This window comes from Halorussus halobius (assembly GCF_004765805.1).
Taxonomy (GTDB): Archaea; Halobacteriota; Halobacteria; order Halobacteriales; family Haladaptataceae; genus Halorussus; species Halorussus halobius.
Genome location: NZ_SBIU01000003.1, coordinates 988,117 through 1,012,868, shown reverse-complemented (window position 1 = coordinate 1,012,868; position 24,752 = coordinate 988,117). Strand labels below are relative to the sequence as shown.

The 24,752-nt window shown below is 70.3% G+C and carries 24 protein-coding genes and 1 other RNA gene; 16 read left to right on the top strand and 9 right to left on the bottom strand.

The genetic code is table 11. The features are described 5' to 3' along the window. Positions 1 to 5 precede the first annotated feature (5 nt). On the top strand, positions 6 to 626 hold the full coding sequence (locus EPL03_RS11815; protein WP_135829490.1) for a hypothetical protein: 621 nt from the start codon (positions 6 to 8) through the stop codon (positions 624 to 626). Here the strand turns inward: EPL03_RS11815 and hflX are convergent, their stop codons facing one another. Next, positions 627 to 1,946: a GTPase HflX gene (hflX, locus tag EPL03_RS11810; RefSeq protein WP_135829489.1), complete on the bottom strand. Its 1,320-nt coding sequence runs from the start codon at positions 1,944 to 1,946 to the stop codon at positions 627 to 629. It lies immediately after the preceding gene. A gap of 608 nt (positions 1,947 to 2,554) precedes the next feature. Here hflX and EPL03_RS11805 point away from each other — a divergent pair. Next, entirely contained in the window at positions 2,555 to 4,012 is a 1,458-nt protein-coding gene (locus EPL03_RS11805; RefSeq protein ID WP_135829488.1) for a single-stranded DNA binding protein, read from the top strand. A gap of 23 nt (positions 4,013 to 4,035) precedes the next feature. Here the strand turns inward: EPL03_RS11805 and EPL03_RS11800 are convergent, their stop codons facing one another. Next, a complete protein-coding gene (locus tag EPL03_RS11800) occupies positions 4,036 to 4,512 on the bottom strand; it encodes a hypothetical protein (protein ID WP_135829487.1) in 477 nt (158 codons plus the stop codon). Between the two features lie 5 nt (positions 4,513 to 4,517). Further along, positions 4,518 to 5,045 (bottom strand): DUF7342 family protein, encoded by a 528-nt coding sequence (locus EPL03_RS11795; protein ID WP_135829486.1) that lies wholly within the window; start codon positions 5,043 to 5,045, stop codon positions 4,518 to 4,520. Between the two features lie 153 nt (positions 5,046 to 5,198). Here EPL03_RS11795 and EPL03_RS11790 point away from each other — a divergent pair, with 153 nt between their 5' ends. The 4 genes from EPL03_RS11790 (at position 5,199) to EPL03_RS11775 (ending at position 7,507) form a co-directional block, all read left to right on the top strand. Next, the gene (locus EPL03_RS11790) at positions 5,199 to 5,630 is read left to right on the top strand and encodes a histone family protein (RefSeq protein WP_135829485.1); all 432 of its coding nucleotides are present in this window, start codon (positions 5,199 to 5,201) and stop codon (positions 5,628 to 5,630) included. Beyond that, positions 5,627 to 6,646, top strand: a complete 1,020-nt coding sequence (locus EPL03_RS11785) for a histone deacetylase family protein (RefSeq protein WP_135829484.1) — start codon at positions 5,627 to 5,629, stop codon at positions 6,644 to 6,646. The genes EPL03_RS11790 and EPL03_RS11785 overlap by 4 nt, the downstream gene beginning before the upstream one ends. Positions 6,647 to 6,885: 239 nt before the next feature. Then, positions 6,886 to 7,128, top strand: a complete 243-nt coding sequence (locus tag EPL03_RS11780; RefSeq protein ID WP_135829483.1) for an antitoxin VapB family protein — start codon at positions 6,886 to 6,888, stop codon at positions 7,126 to 7,128. Beyond that, positions 7,118 to 7,507 carry a PIN domain-containing protein gene (locus tag EPL03_RS11775; RefSeq protein ID WP_168216247.1) on the top strand — a complete coding sequence of 130 codons (390 nt, stop codon included), beginning with the start codon at positions 7,118 to 7,120 and terminating at the stop codon, positions 7,505 to 7,507. The genes EPL03_RS11780 and EPL03_RS11775 overlap by 11 nt, the downstream gene beginning before the upstream one ends. Before the next feature lie 2 nt (positions 7,508 to 7,509). Here EPL03_RS11775 and EPL03_RS11770 read toward each other — a convergent pair whose 3' ends face one another. Both EPL03_RS11770 and rnpB read right to left on the bottom strand, forming a co-directional pair. Beyond that, positions 7,510 to 10,068, bottom strand: coding sequence for a heavy metal translocating P-type ATPase (locus tag EPL03_RS11770; RefSeq protein ID WP_135829481.1), 2,559 nt, complete (start codon positions 10,066 to 10,068; stop codon positions 7,510 to 7,512). Between the two features lie 417 nt (positions 10,069 to 10,485). Then, positions 10,486 to 10,863: RNase P RNA component (gene rnpB, locus EPL03_RS11765), an RNA gene on the bottom strand. A 253-nt stretch (positions 10,864 to 11,116) separates the two neighbouring features. On the opposite strand from rnpB, the gene EPL03_RS11760 reads away from it, so the two are divergent. Beyond that, positions 11,117 to 11,719: a TIGR00296 family protein gene (locus EPL03_RS11760; protein ID WP_135829480.1), complete on the top strand. Its 603-nt coding sequence runs from the start codon at positions 11,117 to 11,119 to the stop codon at positions 11,717 to 11,719. Positions 11,720 to 11,832: 113 nt separating this feature from the next. Here EPL03_RS11760 and EPL03_RS11755 read toward each other — a convergent pair whose 3' ends face one another. Beyond that, positions 11,833 to 12,990, bottom strand: a complete 1,158-nt coding sequence (locus tag EPL03_RS11755; RefSeq protein ID WP_135829479.1) for a nicotinate phosphoribosyltransferase — start codon at positions 12,988 to 12,990, stop codon at positions 11,833 to 11,835. A gap of 156 nt (positions 12,991 to 13,146) precedes the next feature. Here EPL03_RS11755 and mbhE point away from each other — a divergent pair, with 156 nt between their 5' ends. From mbhE to mnhG, 7 genes are all read left to right on the top strand, one after another. Beyond that, the gene (mbhE, locus tag EPL03_RS11750) at positions 13,147 to 15,531 is read left to right on the top strand and encodes a hydrogen gas-evolving membrane-bound hydrogenase subunit E (RefSeq protein ID WP_135829478.1); all 2,385 of its coding nucleotides are present in this window, start codon (positions 13,147 to 13,149) and stop codon (positions 15,529 to 15,531) included. Next, positions 15,528 to 15,992 (top strand): MnhB domain-containing protein, encoded by a 465-nt coding sequence (locus tag EPL03_RS11745; RefSeq protein WP_135829477.1) that lies wholly within the window; start codon positions 15,528 to 15,530, stop codon positions 15,990 to 15,992. The genes mbhE and EPL03_RS11745 overlap by 4 nt, the downstream gene beginning before the upstream one ends. Continuing rightward, the gene (locus EPL03_RS11740; RefSeq protein ID WP_135829476.1) at positions 15,989 to 16,330 is read left to right on the top strand and encodes a sodium:proton antiporter; all 342 of its coding nucleotides are present in this window, start codon (positions 15,989 to 15,991) and stop codon (positions 16,328 to 16,330) included. The genes EPL03_RS11745 and EPL03_RS11740 overlap by 4 nt, the downstream gene beginning before the upstream one ends. A gap of 2 nt (positions 16,331 to 16,332) precedes the next feature. Beyond that, positions 16,333 to 17,970 carry a complex I subunit 5 family protein gene (locus EPL03_RS11735; protein ID WP_135829475.1) on the top strand — a complete coding sequence of 546 codons (1,638 nt, stop codon included), beginning with the start codon at positions 16,333 to 16,335 and terminating at the stop codon, positions 17,968 to 17,970. Positions 17,971 to 18,031: 61 nt separating this feature from the next. Then, the gene (locus EPL03_RS11730) at positions 18,032 to 18,721 is read left to right on the top strand and encodes a Na+/H+ antiporter subunit E (RefSeq protein WP_135829582.1); all 690 of its coding nucleotides are present in this window, start codon (positions 18,032 to 18,034) and stop codon (positions 18,719 to 18,721) included. Beyond that, positions 18,711 to 19,007 (top strand): monovalent cation/H+ antiporter complex subunit F, encoded by a 297-nt coding sequence (locus tag EPL03_RS11725; RefSeq protein ID WP_135829474.1) that lies wholly within the window; start codon positions 18,711 to 18,713, stop codon positions 19,005 to 19,007. The genes EPL03_RS11730 and EPL03_RS11725 overlap by 11 nt, the downstream gene beginning before the upstream one ends. 14 nt (positions 19,008 to 19,021) lie before the next feature. Then, a complete protein-coding gene (gene mnhG / locus EPL03_RS11720; RefSeq protein ID WP_394346942.1) occupies positions 19,022 to 19,453 on the top strand; it encodes a monovalent cation/H(+) antiporter subunit G in 432 nt (143 codons plus the stop codon). A gap of 4 nt (positions 19,454 to 19,457) precedes the next feature. Here mnhG and EPL03_RS11715 read toward each other — a convergent pair whose 3' ends face one another. Then, positions 19,458 to 20,984 (bottom strand): Hvo_1808 family surface protein, encoded by a 1,527-nt coding sequence (locus tag EPL03_RS11715; protein ID WP_135829472.1) that lies wholly within the window; start codon positions 20,982 to 20,984, stop codon positions 19,458 to 19,460. Positions 20,985 to 21,143: 159 nt separating this feature from the next. Between EPL03_RS11715 and EPL03_RS11710 the strand changes: the two genes are divergently transcribed. Next, a complete protein-coding gene (locus EPL03_RS11710; RefSeq protein ID WP_135829471.1) occupies positions 21,144 to 21,716 on the top strand; it encodes a cysteine hydrolase family protein in 573 nt (190 codons plus the stop codon). A gap of 86 nt (positions 21,717 to 21,802) precedes the next feature. Further along, a complete protein-coding gene (locus EPL03_RS11705; RefSeq protein ID WP_135829470.1) occupies positions 21,803 to 22,969 on the top strand; it encodes an outer membrane protein assembly factor BamB family protein in 1,167 nt (388 codons plus the stop codon). On the opposite strand, the gene EPL03_RS11700 is transcribed toward EPL03_RS11705, so the two are convergent. Continuing rightward, positions 22,950 to 24,194 (bottom strand): outer membrane protein assembly factor BamB family protein, encoded by a 1,245-nt coding sequence (locus EPL03_RS11700; RefSeq protein WP_135829469.1) that lies wholly within the window; start codon positions 24,192 to 24,194, stop codon positions 22,950 to 22,952. The two genes, EPL03_RS11705 and EPL03_RS11700, sit on opposite strands and share 20 nt — an antisense overlap. After that, a complete protein-coding gene (locus EPL03_RS11695; protein WP_135829468.1) occupies positions 24,191 to 24,736 on the bottom strand; it encodes a PH domain-containing protein in 546 nt (181 codons plus the stop codon). The genes EPL03_RS11700 and EPL03_RS11695 overlap by 4 nt, the downstream gene beginning before the upstream one ends. Between the last annotated feature and the right edge of the window lie 16 nt (positions 24,737 to 24,752).

Sequence of the window (24,752 nt, the reverse complement as noted above, 5' to 3'; positions counted from 1 at the left end):
GAACCATGTCACTCATCGAGCGACTGCTCGGCGGCGACGACGAGGCACAGGCCCGCATCGACGACGCTCGCGGGGCGGCCGGCGACGCGCTCGACGAGCGCGTCGACGCCGACGCGTACGGCATCGACGACGCCGGCGTGACCGGCGTCGCGGTGGTCAACGAGGGGCCCGACGAGGAGCCCGTGACTGTGCCCATCGCACGATTCTCGCTCGGCGAGGACGTCGAGTCGCCCGACTACGACCGGGTCTGGCGGCTCGTCGGCGCGGCCGTCCGCGCGCTCGACCCCGCGTTCGAGGACGTGTTCGTGCGCCACTACGACGTCCAGTTCACGTTCGACGGCGACGAACTGTTCGAGGCCGAGGAGTGTCGCCGGGTCGCGGTCCCGCCGGAACTCGCCGACCGACTCGTCGCCGACCCGGGGTTCGACGCGGACGAACTCCGCGAGGCGGTGGAGTCGGGCCACGACATCGACGACGAGGTCGCGCCGGTCGCGTGGGGCGAGTGCAAGGACTACAGCCGCAACGACGGGATGGCGGTGGTGGCGGCCACGTCGGCGACCAGCGCCAGCGCCGCGAGCTGTGCGGCCGCAGGCAGCGCCGCCACCGGCTGCGGCGGCGGGGTCTGATCAGGTCGAGTCCGCGTTCCCGTCGGCGAGCGCGTCGGCCCTCGCCTCGGCGCGTTCGACCACCGGCTCGGGTGCCTCGAACGCGACCCGGACCTCGTCGTCGCGGTAGGTCACGTCCGCGACCCGAGCGCGGTCGTAGAGCCGCGACACGAGGCTCATCGCCGCGTCGTCGTTCGGCACGGCGAGTTCCGCCTCGCACAGGGCCGGGAGCGCGTCGGCGATTCGCTCGCGGAGCGCCTCCAGCCCCTCGCCCTCGGCCGCGCTCACCGCGACCGGGTCGGTGGCGTCGAGCAGGTCGGCGGCGGCGCGCTCGCGCGCGGCGAGTTCGCGGTCGCCGACCAGGTCGGCCTTGTTCAACACCGGGACGACCTCGCCGTCGGCGTCGTCGAGTAAGGCGAGACTCGTCTTCAGCTTCCGGCGGAGCTCCGCCGGTGGGTCGCTGGCGTCGGCGACCAGCACCGCGCAGTCGGCGGTCTCGGTCTCCGAGAGCGTCTCGTGGAACGACGCGACGAGGTCGTGGGGCAGGTCGTCGAGGAACCCGACGGTGTCGGTCAGCAGCGTCCGTCGGCCCGCCACGGTCGCGCGACGCGTCGTCGTGTCGAGCGTCTCGAACAGCCGGTCCTCGACCTCGGCGGCCCCGTCGAGGTCGGCGTGGTCGGCGTCGCGGGCGTCGAAGTCGAGGTCGTCGGCGAGTCGGTGGAGCAGCGTCGACTTCCCGGCGTTGGTGTACCCGGCGAGCGCGACGAACGCGAACCCCTCCTCGCGGCGGCGCTCCCGGCGGGCCGCGACCTCGTCGCCGAGTTCGTCGAGCGTCCGGTCGAGTTCGTCGATGCGGCGCTCGACGTCCCGGACGCGGCCGCCGCCTCGCTCGTCGTGGGCGAGGTCCTCGCCCGCGAGTTCTCGCGTGACCCGTTCGCGGATTCGCGGCAGGTCGGCGGCCAGTCGGGCGCGCTCGACCTGCAGCGTCGCGCGCTCGGAGCCGGCCCGGTCCTCGAAGACGTCGAGGACCAGCCGGTACCGGTCGAGGACCTCGATGCCCTCGGGACACAGCTTCGCGAGTTCGACGGTCTGGGTCGGCGTGAGTTCGTTGTCGAAGACGACGACGCCGGCTCCGGTCTCGGCGACCGTCTCGGCCAGTTGCTCGGCCTTCCCGCGACCGAACTGGGTCGCCGGGTCCTCGGGACGGGTCTGGGTCACCTCCGCGACGACCTCGTATCCGGCGGCCTCGGCCAGATTTCGTATCTCCTCGGTGCTCGGTCGGCTGGAACCTCTCTCTTCGGAATCGTCTCGTGCAGCGATTACTGCGTTGCTCGATTGCATGGTGGATGCGGTGGCGTCGTGGCGATTGCTCGGCGCTTCCCCGACTGCGTCGGCGGCGAGGGTCGCCCGACCGAGGGGCGAGCCTCGCTGCTCGGACTCCGCGGGACTCGACTTCGCGACGGGCGGGTCGCCCGTCGGGCGACTGATTCGCGGACCAGGACCGGACGACGCCCCGCGAGCGCGACGGGAGCAGTCGCCGCCGAGTCCGGCGGGCACCGTTCCGAGCCGGACGCGACGTCGGGGACTCGAAGGACTCGACGCGACCGAAACCGCGGAGCGACGGCCGTCGTGACTGCGGACGCGCCCGGTCAGCGAGTGAGGAGAGAGGTCTTCATTCGCCGTGCCATCGGATTGTTCGTAATCTGTAATAAGATTTGGGACGAAGGTACTCGTTCGGAACCCCGGCGCTATTCGTCGTCCGGACGCCCTGTCGGCTCACCCGAGAGTTTAAATCCGAAGGCGAGGCCAGTTCGGGACGTGACCGCTCGACGCCCCTCGAACCCCGGACCGCCGACGCCGACGGAACCGCCCGACGGCAACGGGTACAACTGCCACCCGAAGCAAAGACAATACTTAAGCGACGGCCACCCCTGCGATACAACACGATTATGGGCGCGATAGAGGACGTTCACGCCGACCTCGACGCCGACGTCTCCCTCGACGAGTTCCGGGAGGCCGTCGAGGAGAAGGTCGAGCAGATGGGCGGACTCGCCGACGAGGAGACGGCAGCGATGCTCATCGCCCACGAACTCGACGAGGAGGGCGGCGAGGTCGAGAGCGTGGCCGACGTCGAACCCGGGATGGAGGACGTGAAGTTCGTGGCGAAGGTGGTCGGGGTCGACGACCTCCGGACGTTCGAGCGCGACGACGACGAGCGCGAGGACGGTCGCGTCCTGAACGTCGAGGTCGCCGACGAGACCGACTCCATCCGAATCACCTTCTGGGACGAGCAGGCCGACGCAGGCAGCGAGGAACTCGACGTCGGCGACACGCTCCGCGTCGCGGGTCGTCCCAAGGACGGCTACAACGGCGTCGAGGTCAACGTCAACGACGCCGAACCCGCCCCGGACGCCGACGTGGACGTGCCGGTCAGAGACACCTACCGCGTCGAGGACCTCTCGCTCGGGCTCTCGGACGTGAACCTGCGCGGCAAGGTGCTCGACACCGACGCGATTCGCACCTTCGACCGCGACGACGGCTCCGAGGGCAAGGTCGCCAACCTCAAACTCGGGGACTCCACGGGCCGCATCCGGGTCACGCTCTGGGACGAGCGCACCGCCGCCGCCGAGGACCTCGACCCCGGCGTCTCGGTCGAGGTCGTGGACGGCTACGTCCGCGAGCGCGACGGCGACCTCGAACTCCACGTCGGCAATCGCGGAGCCATCGAAGAGATAGACGAGGACGTCGAGTACGTGCCCGAGACGGCCGACATCGCAGACCTCGAGATCGGCGACGAGGTCGACATCTCGGGGGTCGTGCGCTCGGCCGACCCCAAGCGCACCTTCGACCGCGACGACGGCTCGGAGGGGCAGGTCCGGAACGTCCGCGTGCAGGACGGGACCGGCGACATCCGGGTCGCGCTCTGGGGCGAGAAAGCCGACGCGGAGATAGCGCCGGGCGACGAGATACAGTTGGCCGACCTCGAAATACAGGACGGCTGGGAGGACGACATCGAGGGGTCGGCCGGCTGGCAGTCGACCGTGACCGTGCTGGGCGAGGCCGACGCGAGCGTCGCCGGTGCGGGTGCGAGTACTGGCGGGGGCGCGAGCGACGACGCCGACGCGAGCGGTTCGGGCAGCGATTCGACCGGCCTCGATGCGTTCGCCGAGGACGGAGACGGCGCGGCGGCCAGCGCCGACGCGTCCGCGAGCGCCGAGGACGCCGGGTCGGACGGCGAGCACGTCGAGTTCACGGGGACCGTCGTGCAGGCGGGCGACCCCATCATCCTCGACGACGGCGAGGAGACCGTGAGCGTCGAGTCCAGCGCCGAGGTGACGCTCGGGCAGGAAGTGACCGCGCGCGGCGAGCTCGCCGACGGGACCCTCGACGCCGAGGACGTGTTCTGAAATCGAGGCCGTCGCCCTGTCGACTACGGTGGATTCACTACGTCGTTGACGCCGTCGAACGACCCCTGTTCGTAGACTCGTCGCCAGAGTGCGTGTGAGGCGCGAGCGACGAGCGGGAGTTCGGTGACCGCGATACACGACTGTTCGACGTTCTCGGGGTCGGTGGCGGCGTCCGGCTGTGGATGAAAGTGCCCATCCCCGGGCGGAGCCGGATAGTCGTGGGGATGTACGTCCCAGCCGAGATTCCGGTCCAACCCGTCCGTATAGTGGATGTTGTAGTCGTGAAGCGTCGTCCAGATAACGTCGAGTCGCGCACTCTCGGCCCGACCCACGCCGTCGCCAAGATGGATGTGAAGTTTGGACGGTTCGAAGAAGTCGTCGAGTTCGCCCTCTGCCAGCGGTTCCATCTCGGTGAACACGTCCCGAAAGTCGAGGAGCGCGCCTCGGTCGGTCGGCCCGCGAAGCGCGTGGGATTCGCTCGCGGAGTCACGCGACGACACCGAAACTACACCGCCTTCGTCCGTTGGACGGTCTCTTCGGCTTGGCTGAGCGCGAGCGCGGCTTTGGCGATGTCGAGATTTCGGCGGGTGGTCTGCCACTCTCGAAGCGTCCCACTGTCGACCTCGCGGTCACGAATTGCAGCGTCCTCGGGCGAATCGGCGTCGAGTTCGTCCCGATACGCTCGAATCTCCTCGCGCATCTCCCCGATGCGGTCGACCAGTCGCTCCGTGCTGGTCGCGTCGAGGATGTCGTGGGCCTGCTCCAACACGAGCGATTCGTTCGACCGCTCGTAAACGGTGGTCCCGCCGCTCGCCGATACCTCGTCGACGAATCCGCTGTCCGCGAGCTGTTGGAGGTGGGTTCGCGCAGTCGTTGGGGTCGTTCGTGCCCGCTCGGCGATAGTCGGGGCCGACTCCGCCTCGTAGGTCCGCTTCATCACCGTCCGGACGCGCTCGAACGGCGTCGTCGCTTCGACCCACTCGTCTACGGCGTGTTCGTTCACGTCTTCGCCGTCGGCCGGGAGTTCGGACATGGTGAATAGCTGGTGGCCCAAATATATTACTCTTTGGACGGCTATATTCATGATTCGCTCGCACTCGTCGTCTGACTCGCTCTCGAAAACGACGTAGGTTCGCCCAACGACGCTACGGAAAGAACTAAGGGCGTAAAATCCGGGGTTTGGGGTATGAGCGTCGAGCTGCCGTTCGCGCCGGTCGACACCATCATCAGACGGAACGCGGGCGACCTCCGGGTCAGCGCCGAGGCGGCCGAGGAACTGGCTCGCCGCATCCAGTCTCACGGGGCCGACCTCGCGGTCGACGCCGCCGAGGAGGCGACCGCCGACGGCCGCAAGACCCTGATGAGCGCCGACTTCGGCGTCGAGCAGGTGGTCGACAAGGCCGACCTCGAACTGCCGGTCGCGCCGGTCGACCGCATCGCCCGGCTCCGCATCGACGACAGCTACCGGGTGGCGATGGACGCCCGCATCGCGCTGGCGGACATCCTCGAGGACTACGCCGACAACGTCGCCCGGGCGGCGGCGACGCTCGCGCGCCACGCCGACCGGCGAACCGTTAAGGCCGAGGACATCGACACCTACTTCCAGCTCTTCGAATGAACTTCGGCTACAGCGAGGACTGCCTCGCTCACGACACGGGCGAGCGCCACCCCGAGAACCCCGACCGGCTCCGGGCCGTCCGGGAGGGCCTGTCCCGCAAGCACGGCGTCGAGTACGTCGACGCCGACCCGGTCGACCAGTCGACCGTCGAGGCCGTCCACGACGCCGAGTACGTGACGGAGGTCCGGGAGTTCTGCGAGCGCGGCGGCGGCAACTGGGACCCCGACACGGTCGCGGTCGAGGCGACGTGGGAGGCCGCGCTCCAGTCGGCGGGACTCGCCTGCTGGGCGGCCGACGCCGCGCTCGACGGCGCGACGGGCCGGGCCACGCCGTTCTCGCTCGGGCGACCGCCGGGCCACCACGCGGTCGCCGACGACGCCATGGGATTTTGCTTTTTCAACAACGTGGCGGTCGCGGCCCGCCACGCCATCGCGAGCGACGACACCCGCGCCGAGCGCGTCGCCATCTTCGACTGGGACGTCCACCACGGCAACGGCACGCAGGACATCTTCTACGACGTCGGCGACGTGTTCTACGCCTCGATCCACGAACAGGGGCTGTACCCCGGCACGGGCGAGGTCGGCGAGTCCGGCGAGGGTCCGGGCGCGGGGACGACCCTCAACGTCCCGCTTCCGGCGGGCGCGGGCGACCCCGAGTACCGCGACGTGGTCGACGAACTGGTCGCGCCCGCCCTCGACGAGTTCGATCCGGACCTGCTGCTCGTGAGCGCGGGATTCGACGCCCACCGCCACGACCCGATCTCGCGGATGCGCGTCTCGACCGAGGGGTACGGCATGTTGACCAAGCAGGTCCGCGAGACGGCCCGGGCGGTCGACGCCTCGCTCGGGTTCGTTCTGGAGGGCGGCTACGGACTGGACACGCTGGCCGACGGCGTGGTCGAGGTTCACGAGACGTTCGACGGCAAGCGGCCCCTGATACCCGAAGCGGACGCCAGCGACGGGGCTCGGAACCTGATCTCGGACGTCCGGGCGTCGCATCCGACGTTCGAGGGGTGAGGTCTCTTTCGGTCACGTGAACTGACCCGGACCACGGGATGTGCCGCGCTCGCGCAGAACTGCGCGAGCGCGGCAGGCGGTACGGGGCGTGGCGGGGGTCGAAGCACGCTGCAGTTGCGGCGTGTGCGGTTACTCGTCGGTTTCCGGTTCGACCCGCGCCAGACACATCGCGTTCTCCCTGACTCCGGAACGGTACGTCCACCAGAAGTAATTTACGTGTACACGTAAACATATGTCATATGGCTACGAAGACGCTCACGATCAGGGAGGACGTGTACGACCGCCTCAAGTCCATGAAGCGAGAGGAAGAAAGCTTCAGCGACCTCCTCGAACGTCTCTCGGGCGGAGACGAAGACGTGATGAAGGGCTTTGGCGTGTTCGCTGGCGAAGAAGGCGACGAATTCGCGGCGAGTGTGGAAGAGGCCCGCGAGAGAATGGACCGCGACTACAGGGAGCGAGCGGATGATATTTTTGGACAGTAGCGTTCTCGCCGATTATCTTCGGGGTCGCGAGTACGCGGGCGAGTACGTCCGCAATCGCGAATCGACGACGTTCCACACGTCGAGCATCATCATGTGGGAACTGTTCTACGGGGCGCTCGATCGCGACGCCCCGTCACGGACGATAGAAACGGTCGCCGAGTCGTTGTCGTGGGTGGAGGTCGTGCCGCTCACGTTCGAGGATGCCGCCGAAGCTGCGACCGTCCGTGACGAACTGTACTCGAACGGAACTCCGATACCCGTTCCCGACGTGCTCCTTGCAGGTGCGGTCCGACAGGCGGGTGGAACCGTGGTCACGAGGGACACCGACTTCGAGCGGGTGCCGGACCTCTCGGTCGACCTGCTCGCTCCCGAACGGTAGCGTCACTCGTCGGTCTCGGGTTCCACTCGCGCCAGCCGCATCGCGTTCCCGGTCACGCCGAGGCTCATCCCCATGTCGCCGACGACGATTGCCATCGCCACCGGCACGTAGCCCAGCGGCGCGCCCACCGCCAGCACCGCCTTGACCGCGAGGCTCGCCCAGATGTTCTGGCGGATGACGCGGTTGGCTTTCCGGGAGAGCCGGTAGAGGTACGGCACCTTCCGGAGGTCGTCGCCCAGCAGCGCGATGTCGGCGGTCTCGATGGCGGTGTCGGTGCCGGCCGCCCCCATCGCCACGCCGACCGTGGCGGCCGCCAAGGCGGGCGCGTCGTTGACGCCGTCGCCGACCATCGCCACCGAACCGTGGCGGTCGGTCAGGTCCTCGACCGCCGCGACCTTGTCCTCGGGCAGGAGTTCGGCGTGGAACTCGTCGACGCCGACCTGCTCGGCCACCGCGCGGGCGGTGCCCTCGTTGTCGCCCGTGAGCATCACCGTCTCGACGCCGAACGACCGGAGGCGCGCGACCGTCTCGCGGGCGGCGGGCCGCACCTCGTCGGCGATGGCGAGCACGCCCTCCAGTTCCTCGTCGGTGCCGACGAGGACGACCGTCTTGCCTTCGCGCTGGAACCGTGGCACCACGTCCCCGAGCAGGTCGAGGCAGTCCTCGCGGTCGGCACACTTGCTGTCGGCGGCGTCCGCGACGACCTGCCCGCCGTCGGTCACCGACTCGTCGCCCGTCCGCGAGTCCCCGGCGTCCGCGCTCAGGTGGACGTGTCCGAGGTCGAAACCCAGTTCCTCGAACAGTCCGGGCTTGCCGGCGTAGTGGGTCACGCCGCCGAGGTCGGCGCGAACGCCCTTGCCAGTGAGGCTCTGGAAGTTCTCGATCTCCCGGTCGTCGCCGTCCTCGTCGTGGGGGTCCGAGCGCTCGTGGGCCTCGCTCACGATGGCCTCGGCGATGGGGTGTTCGCTCCGGCGTTCGAGGTCGTGGGCACACCGCAGGAGGTCGGCCTCGCTGTTTTCGCCGAACGCGACCGCGTCGGTCACGGTCAACTCGCCGGCGGTGAGCGTCCCGGTCTTGTCGAACGCGACCGCCTCGACCTCGCCCACGGATTCGAGGTGGGGGCCGCCTTTCACCAGCACGCCGTTCCGGGCCGCGCTGGTCACGCCCGAGACGACCGAGACGGGCGTCGAGATGACGAACGCACACGGGCAGGCGACGACGAGCAGGGTCAGTCCGCGCACGAACCACACCCGGAACACCTCGCCGAACACGAGCGGCGGGACGAACGCGGTCACGAGCGCGCCGACCACGATTATCGGCGTGTAGTACGACGCGAATCGGTCGACGAACTGCTCGTGGTCGGTGCGGTCGCGCTGGGCGTCGCCGACGAGTTCGACCACCTGCGAGAGGGTGGTCTCGTGGGCTCGTGCGGTGGACTCGACTTCCAGATACCCCTCCTCGTTGACCGTGCCGGCGTACACCTCGTCGCCGGGTCGCTTGTCCACGGGCACGCTCTCGCCGGTGATGGGTGCCTGATTCACCGCGCTGGCCCCCTCCAGCACGTCGCCGTCGACCGGAATCTTCTCGCCGGGGCGGACGACGACCGTCTCGCCGACCGCGACCTCCTCGACGGGGACGGTCTCCTCGCCGGTGTCGCCCTCGCCGCCCCGTCGGACGGTCGCGGTGTCTGGCGAGAGGTCAACGAGTTCGCGCATCGAGTCGCGCGCGCGGTCCATCGAGAACTGCTCCAGTAGCTCGGCGACGCTGAACAGCACGGCCAGCGTGGCGGCCTCGACGTAGAGGCCGACCGCGACCGCGCTCACCACGCCGGTTCCCATCAGCAGGTCGATGTCGAGGCTCAGCGTCTTCGCGGAGTAGTAGCCGTTCCGGAGGATGGCCTGCCCGGCGATCCCGGCCGCGAGCAGGAGTAACACCGACGAGACGTGGAACTCCCGACCGAGCGCGCCGAACAGGACGGCGTCGGCACCCGAGAAGACGAACTCGACCGCGAGCCCCGCCACGAGGAGGGCCGCACCGACCCACGTCTTGAGCGCGCGCGGACTCGTCCAGACGTCGCTCTTCTCGGCCACGCTCGGTCCGGCGTCGTCTCCCGCGGCGCTCGCCGACGACTCGGCTACCTCGTAGCCGGCCCCTTCGACCGCCGCACGGACCTCGTCGGGGTCGACCTCGCCCGTCACGACGACCTCGCCGGTCGTCGGCCGGGTCTCGACCGCGTCGGCGTCCACCTCGGCGAGCGCGCGCTCGACCTTGCCGGCGCAGGAGGCACAGTCCATCTCGGGGACCGAGAGCCGGAGTTCCCGGTCGGCGTCGCTTTCGCCCGCGACCGCGTAGCCGGCGGCCTCGATTCGCTCGCGAACCGCGTCGCCGTCGGTCGACTCGGGGTCGTAGGTGACCGCGAGCGTGCCGGTCGTCGGTGCCGCGTCGGTGTCGCGCACGCCGTCGAGCGACTCGACGCTCGCGGTCACCTTGCCGGCACAGGACGGACAGTCCATCTCGGGGACCGACAAGCGGACCGTCCGACCGGGGTCGCCTCGCGTCATAGTCGACCGTAGTCGTCGTGCGGATATTAATCCTGCTACCACAATCGCGGCCCGAATTGGGATTCATTAATAATCGAATCCGATTCTATTGTTAACCCCGCGCTCGCCGTCGTTCGTCTCAGTTCAAGCGGAGATTTCCGCGCGACTGAGACCGTTCGTCGGCGTTCATTGCGTTAGGAATCGCTCGTAACCGCGAACGATGGGCAACCGTGTGTCCGACTTATTGTGAATCCCCGCCACGGTGCAAGCCGAGATGAGTGCCTACGAGACGGGGACGAACGCACTGAAGATCGGGGCCGCGGTCACGGTGGTCGCGGCCGAACTTCTCGCAGCGCTCGTCGTCCTGCTGGTCGTCGTCGGTTAGCGTCCGCTCCGCTCGTCGTCGGTTAGCGCCCGCTCCGCTGGTCGTCCGATAGCGGCTGAGGGGAGTAAGCCCCCTTCTGTTCGGCCGAGCATTCGGCTGAGCGTCCGCGCCGTCGTCCGGGCTACCTTGGCGATGCGGAGCATCGCGCGGCGCGGACTTGCACCGGCGAGGATTCGCCGTTCCATCCGTTCTCTCCCGTCCGTGGCGAGTCGCCACGCGCTCCGGCGGGGCCGGAGCGTCCCTCGGTGGGTCAACTCCCCGTCCCTTTGCTCGGTCGGTGCCTTCGTTCGGTTCGGGTTCGCGCACCTCGTCGGTCGGGGAGAGCGGTCTCGTTTCTGTTCCAGAGCCAGCGGTCTCCCGCTCCGGGCTTGCGCCCGGTCGCCTGCCCGGACGGTGGGGGGACTTTCCTCACGTGGACGCTGACGCCTGCCAGCGCCGTGTGCGCGCGGCAAGTGCCCCGCGCGTCCGCGGGAACTCGGCTCCCTCTGCCGAGAAGCGGTAGGCCCCGGCCGGGTTTAAGGCGTTCGGTGGAACGGACGGAACCTCGGCGGAAACCCGGCCTTACCATCGCGTGCCCCCGACGTTACCACATTTAACCGAGAGCATCTGAAACGTAGCGGAACGTTTCCGTCTTTAGTATTGAAGGGAAGACTTGAAGGTAATCGCCGCCTAACGATGTCGTGTATGGCACAGGCTCAGGCAGTGACTCTCTCCTACGAGGACGGCACGCGGGCCGTCGAACTCGCACGCGAATCCGTCGAATCCTACGTCATCAACGGCCAGCGCGAACAGCCCGGGAGCATGCGCGAGGCGTTCTACGCGCGAACGGGGGTCTTCGTGCGGCTGGCGTCCACTCGCGGTCGCGGTCGCCTCCGGGGATGCGACGGCGCGTACGAGGGGACCGACCAGCTCGGACACCTCATCGTCGACTCGGCCATCAGCGCCGCCAGCGACACCTCGTGCGGGTCGGAAGTCGAGGAGGCCGAACTCCCCAACCTCAAGATATCGGTCTGCGTCGTCCGCGACACCCACCTCTCGGAGGACCCGGCGGCCGACATCGACCTGGGAAACCACGGCGTCGCCGTCGAGGGTCGGGGCCAGCAGGCGTGGATGTATCCGACCCTGCCCGAGGAGAACGACTGGAGCGTCTTCGAGTACCTCGACCGGACCTGCCGGAAGGCCGGACTGCCGCGGGGCGCGTGGGAGGACGACGACGTGATGGTGACGCTGTTCGACGGCCAGGTGTTCACCGAGCGCGAGCCCGAGGGGACCGTCGAAGAGCGGTAAGATACGACCGTTTGCTGTCTCGGCCAACGACGTGAGCCGTCGGTCGCTGCGCTCGCGGGCCAGTAACTTGCACCGACAGCACCGCGACCCCCACCGCGCCGCAACTCGCGACGTTACTCCCGTCCGTCCTCGCGGAACCCTACGGCGTCGGCGTCCTCGCTGGCGCGCTCTGCGGCCGCGTCCACGTCGAAGTCGCGGACGACTTCGCCGTCCCGGAGCAGGGGTTCGAGCAGCGGCTCGCCGTCCGCCGGGTCCGCGCGGTCGGCCAGTCCGACGTGGTGGCCGCCGTCGGGCGTCCGGAACGCCTGCTTTTTGCCCGAGAGCTTGCCCCGCTTGGAGACGGGCTCGCCGTCGAGTTCCACGATGTCGAGTGCGAAGTCCAGCGGGTCGGCGTTGCTCACGTGCCCGCCGACGCCGAAGCCGTCGGCAACGTCCCGGAGCGCCCGGAGCTGTTCGGGGCCGAGCCCGCCGCTGACGAAAATCTCCACGTCCTCGTGGCCCCGCGCGTCGAGCTCCCACCGGACCTCCCGGACGATGTGCCGGAAGTCGCCCCGCCGGGACCCCGTGGTGTCGAGCCGCACCCCGTCGAGCGCGTCGCCGAGCGCCTCGACCGCCCGCAAGCTCTCGTCTTTCTCGTCGGAGAACGTGTCGGCGATGGCGATGCGGGGCACCTCGGGCGCGACCGCCTCGTCGAACGCGGTCCACGCCGCTTCCTGGTCGCCGAACGCGATGACCAGCGCGTGGGGCATCGTCCCGCCGGCCGCCCGGCCCAGCACCTCGCCGGCGGCGACGTGCGAGAAGCCGTCGAGGCCGCCGACCAGCGCGCCCCGCTCGACGACCGGCGTGATCGCGGGGTGGACGTGACGTGCGCCGAAGCTCAGCACCGTCGAGTCGGGGGCCGCGCGCCGGACCTCCAGCGCGGCGGTGGCGATGCCGCTCTGGTGGGAGAGCAGGCCCAAAAGCGAGGTCTCGTACCGCGCGAACTCGAGGTACTTCCCCTCGATGCGAACCACCGGCCCGCCGTCGAACAGCCGCCCCTCGCGCATGGCGTCGACGTCCACGTCGAGGTCTTCGAGCAGGCGGGCGGCGTCTTTGACGCCCGCGAGCAGGTCGAACTCGCCGGTGGGGAACTGGTCGCGGGTCACCTCGGCCACGACGCGCGGGTTCCGGCCGGCCCGCTCTAACGTCTCCTCGGTCCGCAGGAAGTAGGCGTCGGTGGCCGTCCCGTCGCGGACCGCCGACTCCGAGACCACGTCGAACCGGTCGCTCATCGAATCGACCTCCGGAGTGTCATGCCCCGACCTACCCCGTCCCGAGCGAAAAAGCTACCCGTTCGCGAACCCGCCTCTCGGCGTCGTACGCGACGTCGTCGCGGGCTCGTTCGGGCCCAACGCCTAAGTCCGGGGTAGTGGTTGTTCGACGGGCGGATGTCTCCCGACCTCCCGGTCGTCGTCGCCGCAGTCGCGCTCCCGTTCGTCGCGGCAGGACTGACGCCGCTGGGCCACCGGCTCGCGGGCCGGCCGACCGGCTCCTCCGGCGAGCGGCTCCGGACCGGCGAGGGGACCGGCTACGCCGGCGCTGCGGTCGCGCTGGCCTGTTTCGGTCTCGTCGGCTCGCTGCTCGGCACTCGTGGCACCGTCTCGCTGCCGTGGGTGCCCTCGCTCGACGTCGCGCTCCGATTCCGGGTCGACGGGCTGGCGGTGCTGTTCGCGCTGCTGGCCAGCGGCATCGGCGTCCTCGTGTTCGCCTACTCGGCGCGCTACGTGCGCGACGAGGCGGGCCTCGCCCGGTACTACGCGGCGCTGCTGGCGTTCATGGGGTCGATACTCGGGGTCGCGCTCGCGGCCGACCTGATAGCGCTGTTCCTGTTCTGGGAGCTGACCAGCCTCTGCTCGTTCGTCCTCGTCGGCCATCACACCGAGGCGGCCGAGTCGCGCTACTCCGCCCGGATGGCGATGGTCGTGACCGTCGGCGGCGGACTCTGCCTGCTCGCGGGCGTCCTCCTCCTCGCGGTCGCGGCCGGCGACGCCGGGGTCGGGGCGTTCGACCTCTCGGCGATGCTCGCGGAGCCCGACGCCGTCGCGACCGCGCTCCGCGACGCGGGGCTGTTCGTCCCGACGCTCGCGCTGTTCGGGGTCGCGGTCGGCGCGAAGTCGGCCCAGGTGCCGCTGCACTTCTGGCTGCCGAACGCGATGGTCGCGCCGACCCCGGTGTCGGCGTTCCTCCACTCGGCGACCATGGTGACGGTCGGGGTCTACTTCGCGGGCCGAATCCGGCCGCTGTTCGTCGGCCCGGAGTGGACGCTGCTCTTTGCCACCCTCGGGCTGGCGACGATGCTGGTCGGCGCGGTGCTGGCGGTCGTGGCGTCCGACGTCAAGGAACTGCTGGCGTACTCGACCGCGAGCCACCTCGGGCTGATGGTCGCCGGCTTCGGGTTCGCGTCGACCGCAGGCGCGGCCGCGGGCGCGTTCCACCTGTTCAACCACGCGCTGTTCAAGGCCGCGCTGTTCCTCGTCGCCGGGGTCGTCGCCCACGAGGTCGGCACCCGGCATATCGACGACCTCGGCGGCCTCCGGCGCGACCTGCCCGTCACCGCCGCCGTCACCGGGGTTGCGGCGCTGAGCATGGCCGGAATCCCGCCGTTCAACGGCTTTTACTCCAAGGAGCTGCTGTTCGAGGCGAGCTACGAGGCCGCCCACGCCGCCGGCGGCCTCGCGTGGCTCTACCCGGCGGTCGCGGTGGTCGCCAGCGTCTTCACCGTGCTGTACTCGCTGCGATTCCTCGCGGTCTTCCTCGGCGAGCGCACGGCGGCGGTGGTCTCGGGGGTCGGTAGCCCCGCCGTCGCGCTCGTGGCTCCGCCGGCGGTACTCGCGGCCGTGGCGGCGGCGGTCGGGGCGGCCCCGCAACTCGCGGTCGACGCGGTCGTCGGGGAGGCCGTCGCCGCGACGGCGGTCGGGGCCGTCGAGTTCCACGCGGGCCTTCCCGACCACCTCTCGCCCGCCGTGGCGATGTCTGTTCTCTCGGTCGGCGGCGGCCTCGCGGCCTACCCGTTCCTCGACCGCGTGCGGGCCGGCATCGAGGTCGGGGCGAACGTCAACGCGCTCCGGGCCAACTGGTGGTACGACCGGTGGCTGTCGGCGACCGAGGCCGCCAGCGTCCGCGTCGACGCGGTCGTCCACGACGGGTCGCTCCGGAGCTACGTGACGTGGGTCGTCGCGGCCGCGAGCGCGCTGGTCCTGTCGGGGTACGCCGCGACCGTCCGGACGCTCCCGGCGCTCGACTTCGGGGCCACGGCTCCGATGGCGCTCGTACTGGTGGTGGCGCTGGTCGCGGCCGTCGCGGTGGCGGTCGCGTCCTCGCAGGTCGCCGGCGTGCTCTCGCTGTCCATCCTCGGGTTCATGGTCGCCATCTTCTACATCCTCGCAAGCGCGCCCGACCTCGCGCTGACCCAGCTCGTGGTCGAGACGCTGATACTGCTGGTCTTCCTGCTGGTGCTCGAACAGCTCCCGTCGTTCTACGCCGACCCGGACCCGCGCGTGCTCGCCCGGGACGCCGGCGTCTCGCTGGCGGTCGGGGCGACCGGGTTCGTGACCGTCCTGCTCGCCGGCGCTCGGGCGGGCGCGGAGCCGACCGCCACCGCGCGTTACTACGCCACGGCGGCTCTCCCGTCGGCCGGCGGCACCAACGTCGTGAACGTGATACTCGTCGACTTCCGGGGGTTCGACACGCTGGGCGAACTGCTCGTAATCTCCGTCGCGGCGGTCTCGGTGCTGGTGCTGGTCACGATGCGAAACCGGGGTGAGACCCGGTGACCACGGTCATCACGAAGACGACCGCGCGCGTGGTCGCGCCCATCGTGTTCGTCGTGGCGCTCTCGCTGCTGTTGCAGGGCCACAACCTCCCCGGCGGCGGCTTCATCGGCGGCGTGCTCACGGTGGCGGGGGTCGCGCTGATATACGTCGCGTACGGGCTCGACTTCGTCGAGAGCGGCGTCCTCGGCCGCGAGGTCGAGCAGGGGACGGGCGTGCTCGGCCACCGCTCCGTGGCGGCGTTCCAGCGCACGTTCGCGCTCGGGCTCGTGCTCGCGGTCGCGAGCGGGGTCGCCGGCCTCGCGTTCGACGAGCCGCTCATGAGCCAGACGTTCGTCGTCGTCGAGTCGGTGCCCCTCTACCACGAAGTCGAGCTCGCGAGCGCGCTCGTCTTCGACGTGGGCGTCTACGCCGTGGTCGTGGGCGCGCTCCTGACCGTCCTCTCGGTGGTGAGTGCGGAGTGACCGCCGCGTTCGCGGCCGTCGTGGGCGGGCTGTTGGCGCTCGGGACCTTCCTGTTGCTCCGGCGCGACCTCGTGAAGGTCGTGTTGGGCCTCGCGGTCGTCACCCAGGCCGCGAACGTGTTCCTGATATCGATGGGCGGCGTCGAGCCCGCGACCCACGACTCGGTGCCCGTGCTGGCGAGCCACGGCGGCGAGGTGCCCGAGACCGCCGACCCGGTGGTGCAGGCGCTCGTGCTCACCGCCATCGTCATCAGCTTCGGCACGACCGCGCTCGCGCTCGCGCTGACCTACCGCGCCTACGAGGAGAACGGGACGATGAACGTCCAGGAGTGGCAGTGACGATGGTCGAACAGCTCGTCGTCGCGCCGGTGCTGGCCGCGCTCGGGAGCCTCCTGCTCGCCCTACTCCTGCGGCGGTGGCCCCGCGCCCAGCGGGCCGCCAGCGTCGGCGGTATCCTCGCGTACGCGCTCGCCGTGGGCGCGCTCGCATGGACGGTCGTGCTCGCGCCGGGCGCGCCGGGCGCGGCGGCCTACCAGCTCGGCGGCTGGCCCGCGCCGTTCGGCATCTCGCTCGTGGCCGACGCCCTCTCGGCGTTCGTCCTCGTCGTCTGCGCGGCGGTCGCGGTGCCGGCGGTCGCGTTCTCGGTGCTGTTCGTCGACCCCGACAACCAGCGGGTGTACTACCACCTGCTGTTCCACTGTCTCGTGCTGGGGGTCACGGGCGCGGTGCTGACCGGCGACCTGTTCAACCTGTTCGTCTGGTTCGAGGTGATGCTGATGGCGAGCTACGTGTTCGTGGCGTTCTACGGCGACGCCCAGCACACGGCGGCGGGATTCCGCTACCTCGCGCTCAACGTGGTCGGCAGCGTCACGCTGTTGCTGGCGGTCGGCGGGCTGTACGCGGTCACGGGGACGCTGAACCTCGCCGACATGTCCCGGCGGCTGGCCGACCCGGCCGCCTACGGCGTCGACCCCGCGCCCGTCGTCGGGCTGGCCGCGCTGGCGTTCGTGACGTTCGGACTCAAGGCCGGGCTGGTCCCGTTCCAGTTCTGGGTGCCCGGAGCCTACCGGGCGGCACCGCTCCCGGTCGCGGCCATGCTCGCGGGCGTGACCAAGAAGGTCGGGCTGTACGCCATCGTGCGGCTCTACTTCACCGTGTTCGCTGGCGCGTCCGTGCCCGGCGCGGCCGGCGACGTGTTCACCGGGCTGGCCGGCGACGCCCCGCTGGCCTTTTTCGCGCCCGTGCTGGTCGCGGCGGGCGTCGCCAGCATCTTCGTCGGCGGACTCGGCGCTATCGTCCGCGACACCCTCGAGGAGACGCTGGCGTACTCCAGCATCGGGCAGGTGGGCTTCGTCGCGGTCCCCGTCGGCGTCGCGGCCGCGACCCAGTCGCCCGGCCTGCGCCGGTTCGCCGTCGCCGCCGCGCTGGTGTACGCGCTCCACCACGCGCTCGCGAAGGGGCTGTTGTTCCTCGCCACGGCCGCCGTCCGAAGCGCGACCGGGACCGGCCACGTCGCGGACCTCGGCGGCCTCGCCGGTCGCGCGCCCGTGCTGGCGGGCGCGTTCTTCGTCGCGAGCACGTCGCTGGTCGGGATTCCGCCCTTGACGGGCTTTTTCGGCAAGTTCCTCGTGTTCGACGCCACGGTCCGGCAGTTCGCGGCCTCGTCGGGCGTCGCGACCGGAGCCCTCGTCCTCGCGGTGGTGGCCGGCGCGGTGCTCACCATCCTCTACACCACGCGGCTGTGGACCCGGGCCTTCTGGGGCGAGCGCTCGCCCGCGGTCGAGACCGCCGAGGTGGACGGCCGACAGGTCGCGGTGCTGGCCGCGCTCGCGGCGGCCATCGTCGTCCTCGGGGCGGGTTTCGACCCCGTGTTCGAGTTCGCCGACGCCGCCGCCGGGGCCGCGCTCGACCGAGGTGCGTACGTCGAGGCCGTCGACCCGGCGGCGGTCGCGGATTCGGCGGGAGGTGGCGGCTCGTGAACCCGGAGCCGGCGGGCCGCGGGACGCGGCGGCGTCGGAGGCCCGGGGGTGGGACGGCGTGATACGGCGCTGGCCCGTCATCGGCGTCGGGTTCGCCGCGCTCTGGGTGTTGGTCCGGGGCGTCGACCTCGCGGCCGACGCCGTGCTGGCCCGGTTCCTGACCGGGCTCGCGGTCGGGCTGCCGGTCGCGTTCGTCTTCCGGCGGCTGTACGCCGACGAGATAGACGTCCGGCGGTTCCTCCGGACCCTCCCGTACGTGGGGCTGTACGTCCTCGTCTTCCTCCGGGAGATAGTGGTCGCGAACCTCGACGTGGCCTACCGCGTGCTCGCGCCGTCCAGCCCGATAGAGCCACAGGTTATCCTCGTCCCGCTCCGGGTCGAGACCGAACTGGGCGTGACCACCATCGCCAACAGCATCACCATCACGCCCGGGACCATCACGCTCGACCACGACCCCGACCAGAACGCGCTGTACGTCCACGTCATCGACGGCCGCGACCCGGCGGCCATCGTCGACCCCATCCGGACGTGGGAGGACTACGCGCTCGTCTTCCTCGACGAGAAGCACGCGCCGGGCGAGCCCGCGCCGGAGTTCCGGGTCCACCCGCCCGACGAACACCTCCCGCCGGAGCTTCGGGGGTCCGAGCCGGCGAGCGAGTCCGAGGCGGAATCGCCGCCGGAGCCCCGCGGCTCCGAGCCGACCGACGCCCGGGAGCGGCCCGACGACGGGGGTGACGGCGATGGCCGCTGAGTCGGCGGGCGTCGAGGCGGCCGCGAACGCGGGGCTGGTCGTCGTCAGCGCGCTGTGCGTCCTCTGTAGCTACCGGGCGATTCGGGGCCCGACCGTCCCCGACCGGGTGGTCGCGCTCGACGCCATCGCCACCAACGTCGTCGCCATCGCGGTGCTGTTCGCGCTCCGGACTGGCCGGGGCCTGTTCGTGACCGTCAGCCTCGTGTTGGCCATCATCGGCTTCCTCTCGACGGTCACGGTGGCCAAGTACATCACCGAGGGCAGCATCATCGAACGGAGGGAGTGAACGTGGTCGCAACGATACGCGGCTGGCTCGTGGTCGCGCTGGTCGCTGTCGGGTGTTTCTTCCTGACGGTCGGCACCGTCGGACTGCTCCGACTGCCGAACGTGTACAACCGGATGCACGCCACGAGCAAGCCCACGACGCTGGGCACCGCCGCCATCTTCCTCGCGAGCTTCGTCCGATTCGGGCCGGGCGGCTACGGCCTGCCGTCGCTGGTCGGCATCCTGTTCCTGTTCCTGTCGGTGCCGACCGGCGCGCACATGATATCCCGGGCCGCCCAGCAGGTCGGCGTCCCCTTCCTCGGCGGCGTGACGTGGCCCGACCGGTCCGAGCGACCGACGCGCTCCGACGAGGGAACGCGTTCGGAGGACACCGCGCGCGCGGACGACTCCGGGGAGCGGTCGGACGAGCGCGAGACGCGGGAGAAGTCGTCGGCGGACGAGAGGTGAGTCGCTACTGTTCGGGTGCCGCGCCCTCGCGGACGCCCGAAAGGTCCGACACCGTGGGCGCGTTCACGATTACGACCTCGTCGCCCTGCTGGTCGACGTAGAAGGCGTCGCCGAACTCGTCGCCCTCGATTCGCCACGTGTTCGCGCGGTCGCCGACCGCGGACGCGCCGTTGTACTCCAGCACCTGCCGGTAGCCGTCGACGAACTCCTCGGCGTCCCGCTCGGAGTCCCACACCGTCTTCCAGACGTAGCCGGTCTCGTTCTCCCCGGCCGTCTCGCTGGTGTAGACCGCGAGCTTGTCGCCGTCCCAGCCGTGGGAGTAGCTGCTGTTGTAGTTGAAGGGGTCGACCTGTCGGAGCTGGTCGGTGCCCTCCCGGAAGTTGAAGAAGTCCCGGGCGGGGACGAGCTGGGTCCCGCCCTGACTGTCGTAGTAGGGGTAGAAGAACATCGTGAAGACGCCCGCCTCGCCGACGCTGGCGTAGCTCGGCCGCGCGTCGAGCCGGAGGCGGTCCCAGTCGTCGCCCGAGGCGTCGTCGACGGTGAACTCCGCCGGTTCGTCCTCGCCGTACTTCTCGGGGTGGATGACCTGCTCGGTGCTGGCCGGCGGGTCCTCGTACAGGTCGTTGACCGCCTCCCAGCCGCCCCGCTCGCGGACCTGCCGGACGAACGCGGGGCCGTCGCTGTAGGGCTGATAGCGCAGGAGGTACGGGCCGTAGTTGGCGAGCTCGCCGCCACCGCCGCCGCCGCTGTCCGGCCGCAGGCAGTCGCCGCCCCACTCGTCGGCACAGTGCTGGGAGTAGAGGTGGTCGACGTAGTTGCCGTCGCCCTCGATGAGGCCGTCCTTGGCGTTGTGGAGTTCGCGCGTGGACTGGTTGAACGACGAGAAGTCGAACTTCTGGTCCTGGAGGGCGTGGAACAGCTCCTGCGAGAGGGTAATCTCGTCGAGTTCGGGCGTGGTCGTGTTCTCCGAGACCACGACGATTTCCTCGGCACCCGGGTCGTAGTAGCCGCCGACCGAAGACCCGGCGTTGGAGTTCTGGACCGCGATGGAGTCGGTGTCCTCGCCGATCATGAACAGCGACTCGAACTTGACGTTGTCGAACACCCGGCGGTCGGCCGGCGTCGACCCGTCGTCTTGCTCGCCGCGGAACTGCTCGCGGGTCTGGATGGTGACCGGCACGCGCTCGTCGAACTCCAGCCCGCGAATCCGCTCGACGCGGGCCATCGCCCGCGAGACGGTCCGGTTCAGCTCCGTGTCGTTCAGTCCGTCCTCGGCGTCGACGGCGATGGTCTCGTTGTACCAGACGCCGTCCTCCCAGCCGAGGACGTCGGTCTCGGGGTCGTCGGGCTTCACGACCGCCTGCGATTCGTCCGCGTCGGTGGTCCCGTCCGAACCCGACTGGGTCGTCGGCTCGGGCTGGGTCGTGGCGTTGACGTGCGTGTCGGTCGTCTCGGTCGCGCCGCCGGGGGCCTGCGAACAGCCCGCGACGACGAGCATCAGGACGACTGCGACTGCGATGCTCGTTCGCATTTCCTGTGTCCGCTCTCTCGGACTACTCCGTCAAAAATCTCTTGATGGGACCTTGAAAACTGCGTCCCCGGGTCGCGGCCGCCGCCGCACTCGCGTCCGACGCTCCGTACTGGCCACTCGTCGGAAGGTATTTTCCGCCACACGGCCCTACGGTCGCACATGAACGTCGAGCCCGACTCGACGGCGGTGGTGGTCGTCGACATGCAAAACGGCTTCTGTCATCCGGAGGGGAGCCTCCACGCGCCCGCCAGCGAGGCGGCCGTCGACGACGTGACCGCGTTCGTGTCGGCGGCCCGCGACGCGGGCGCGTCGGTCGTCTACACCCGCGACGTCCACCCGCCCGAGCAGTTCGAGGACAACCACTACTACGACGAGTTCGCCCGCTGGGGCGAGCACGTCGTGGAGGGGTCGTGGGAGGCACAACTCCACGACGACCTTGACGTGCGCGAGGACGACCACGTGGTCGAGAAACACACCTACGACGCCTTCCATCGGACCGACCTCGACGGCTATCTCGACGCCCACGGCATCGACGACCTCGTGTTCTGCGGGACGCTGGCGAACGTCTGCGTCCTCCACACCGCCGGCAGCGCGGGCCTGCGGGACTACCGGCCCGTGCTGGTCGAGGACGCGCTGGGCTACATCGAGGAGGCCCACAAGGAGTACACCGTCGAGCACGCCGACTGGCTGTTCGGCGAGGTGGCGACGACCGAGGAAATCGCGTTCGCGTAGCGCCGACGTCCCGTCGGCGCGAGCGCTCGACCCGCCGTTTCGGGAACCAGTAGATATACTTCCAGCCGGCCGAAACCCCCGGGGAAATGCGTCGAAGACGAGTTCTCGCGGCGACCGGTCTCTCCGCGCTCGGCGGCTGTCTCAGGCTGACTTCGAACGAGGGGACCGGGACCGAGACCGCCAGCGGTTCGGCGACGGCCGGAGCGACGACCGACGACGAGCCGTCCGGCACCGCGACGACGACGGCCGACTCGGTGCCAGAATCCCTCTCGCTCGACTCGGCGTGGCTGTGGAGAAAGCGACCGGCCGCCACCACACTCGGTCACGATGCGCTCTACGCCGGCCGGAGCGACAGCGTGATCGCGCTCGACCCCGACTCCGGCGACGAGCTGTGGACCGAGGCGACCGACTTCCAGATTCACTCGGTCGAAGCGACCGACGAGGGCGTCGTCGTCTCGGGCGGCGTGGACGGCGACGAGGAGACGCCGGCGTCGGGGACCGTCGCCACGCTGAGTCCGGACGGCGACGTCGAGAACCGGGTCGACGTGGCTCGCACGGTCGACCTGGTGGGCGTCACCGACGAGACGGTGTTCGCGGGCTACGCCAACACCACCTCCGAGCGCGAGGGGCCGACGCTGTTCGCGCTCGCGCTTCCGGGCCTCGACGAGCGGTGGACCGCGAGCCAGTTCGCCACCGACGCGGTCGAGGGCGTCTCGGTGGCCGGGGGGACCGCGCTCGTCGGCTATCTCAACAACTTCGCGACCTACTCGCTCGACGACGGGTCGGTCGGCATGACGACCGACTGGGGAGTCTCCGGCAGCCCGCTGGTGGTCGACGGCGTCGCCCACCTCACGACCCACGCCGGCCTCCGGGCGCTCGACGTCGCCAGCGGGCTGGAACAGTGGTCGTTCGAGAACGAGAAGCTCCACACCGCGCCGACGCTGGCCGACGGGACGCTGTACGTCGGCGGCTGGGACGGCCTCTACGCGGTCGAACCGGACGGCTCGAACGGGCGGAGAGTGGTCGAGACCGGCGGCGACGAGACCTACGTCACTACCGCGCCGGCGTTCCACGCGGGCTACGTCTGGATTCTCACGGTCGACAACCGATTGCTCGCGGTCGAGCCGACCCACGAGGAGGTGATGTTCGAGACGCAACTCGACGGACGCGGGCAGTGGCTCGCCGGCTCGGGCGACCGCCTGTACGTCGAACACGACGCGGGCGTCGAGGCTTTTACGGTCGAGACGTCGTGAACGCCAGCACGCGGTCGTCGAGGAACGCGAGCAGGCGGTCGCCCGCGGCGGCGGTCCGCTCGGTGTTGGCGGGGAGCTGGGTTCGGAACGCCGTCTCGCCGGTCTCGGCGTCGAGCCCGTGGAGGACGTCGCTGTCCTGCGTGGCGACCCAGACCACGCCACCGACGACGGCGGGCGAGTACCGCACCGGATTGGGAAGGTCGACCGACCACAGTCCGTCGCCGCCGACCGCGGCCGCGTGGACGGTCGAGCCCATCGTGAAGTAGACTCGCTCGCCGTCGAACGTCGGGCCCGAGACGTGCGAGAGGACGTTCGTGTCCCGTTCTGCCGCGTGTCGCCACTCCTCCGCACCGGTGTCGGGAGCGAGGCGCACGAGTCCCTCGTCGGCGTCCACGAAGAACACCGAGCCGTCCCGGACCACCGGGTCGGTGTCGGGCGCGAGCTGCCAGTCGTCGCGCCACGCCCACTCGCCGGTCGCGGGGTCGAGCGCCCCGAACCGGTAGTCGAACCCGCCGACGTAGGCGGTGTCGTCCGCGATGACGCCGCCGGTGTAGCTGCCGTCCTCGACGCTCGCCGACCACCGGACGTCGTGGCCGTCGCGGGAGAGGCCGTAGAGTCTGTCCTCGCCGTCTTCGTGGAACCTCGTCCCGAACACCACGACGTCGGAGGTGGTCAGGGGCGACCCCCGTGTCGGCGACTGGTCGGCGTCGAAGGCGACCTCGGCCGACCCCGACTCGGCGTCGACGGCGTATAGCGACCCGTCGGTCTCGGTGAGCTGTCCCACGCCGGCGTAGAGGGTCCCGTCGTCGGTCAGCGCGAGCGACCGGGTCCGATAGGGGGCCGAGACGGTCCAGCGCCGCGAGCCGTCCGCGACGTCCACCGCGAGCAGGCCGAGGTCGGAGTTCTGGTCGCGGTCGGCGACGTACAGCGCGTCGCCGTCGAGGACGTGTTCGCTGGGAGCGAGGTGGCGGCTCCACTGGGGGTTCAACTCGACGTCCCACTCGGTGGTCGTCTCGGTGGTCTCGCTGCTGGTCGTCGCGGTCTCGCTGGCACCGGCTTCGCCGTCGGTCGTGGCCGGCTCGCTCGCCCCCGTTTCGGACGCGGTCGTCGCCGCCTCCTCGTTCGCGGTCAGCCGGAGACAGCCCGACGCCGCCAGCGAGCCGAGCGCCGCGAGAGCGCCGCGACGCCGGAGTCGGGACGAGTCGACGTCCGCGTCCCGGCTCATCGTTCGACGAGCGTGCTGACGGCATCGTACAGCGAGTGCGGCCCCGAGACGTTCTCCAGTTCTATCGCGCCGAGTCCCTGGTTCATCGAGATGGTGCCGTAGCCCAGCAGCTTCTGGACCCTGCTCTGGCGGAGTTCGTGGCTCCGGACCTTCGAGAGGGGCACCGTGCGCTGCCACGTCCGGAAGAACAGTTCGTACTGGCGGGTGATGGTGTCCTCGTCGACGACGTACTCGGTCTGTCTGAGGACGTAGAGCCGGACGAGAAAGCGCACGACTCCCAGCCCGGTCAGCAGCGCCACCGCTCGCATCGCGACGGTCGCGGCCCCCGCGCCGCCGAGCAGTCCCGGGGCCGACTGGATGGCCGTGATCAGCCCGACGCCCAGCACGGTCACGAAGCCGAGCCAGATCGCGGTGGGCCGCAGCGTCGGGTGGGTCCGTATCGGCGTCTCGACCGTCGTCCGGTTCGACGTCGGGGCGGTCGCGTCGCTCCCCGCGTCGGTCGGTGCGGCTTCGTCGGGCGTGTCGGGTGATTGCGTGCTCATGGTGTGAGAATCGCGG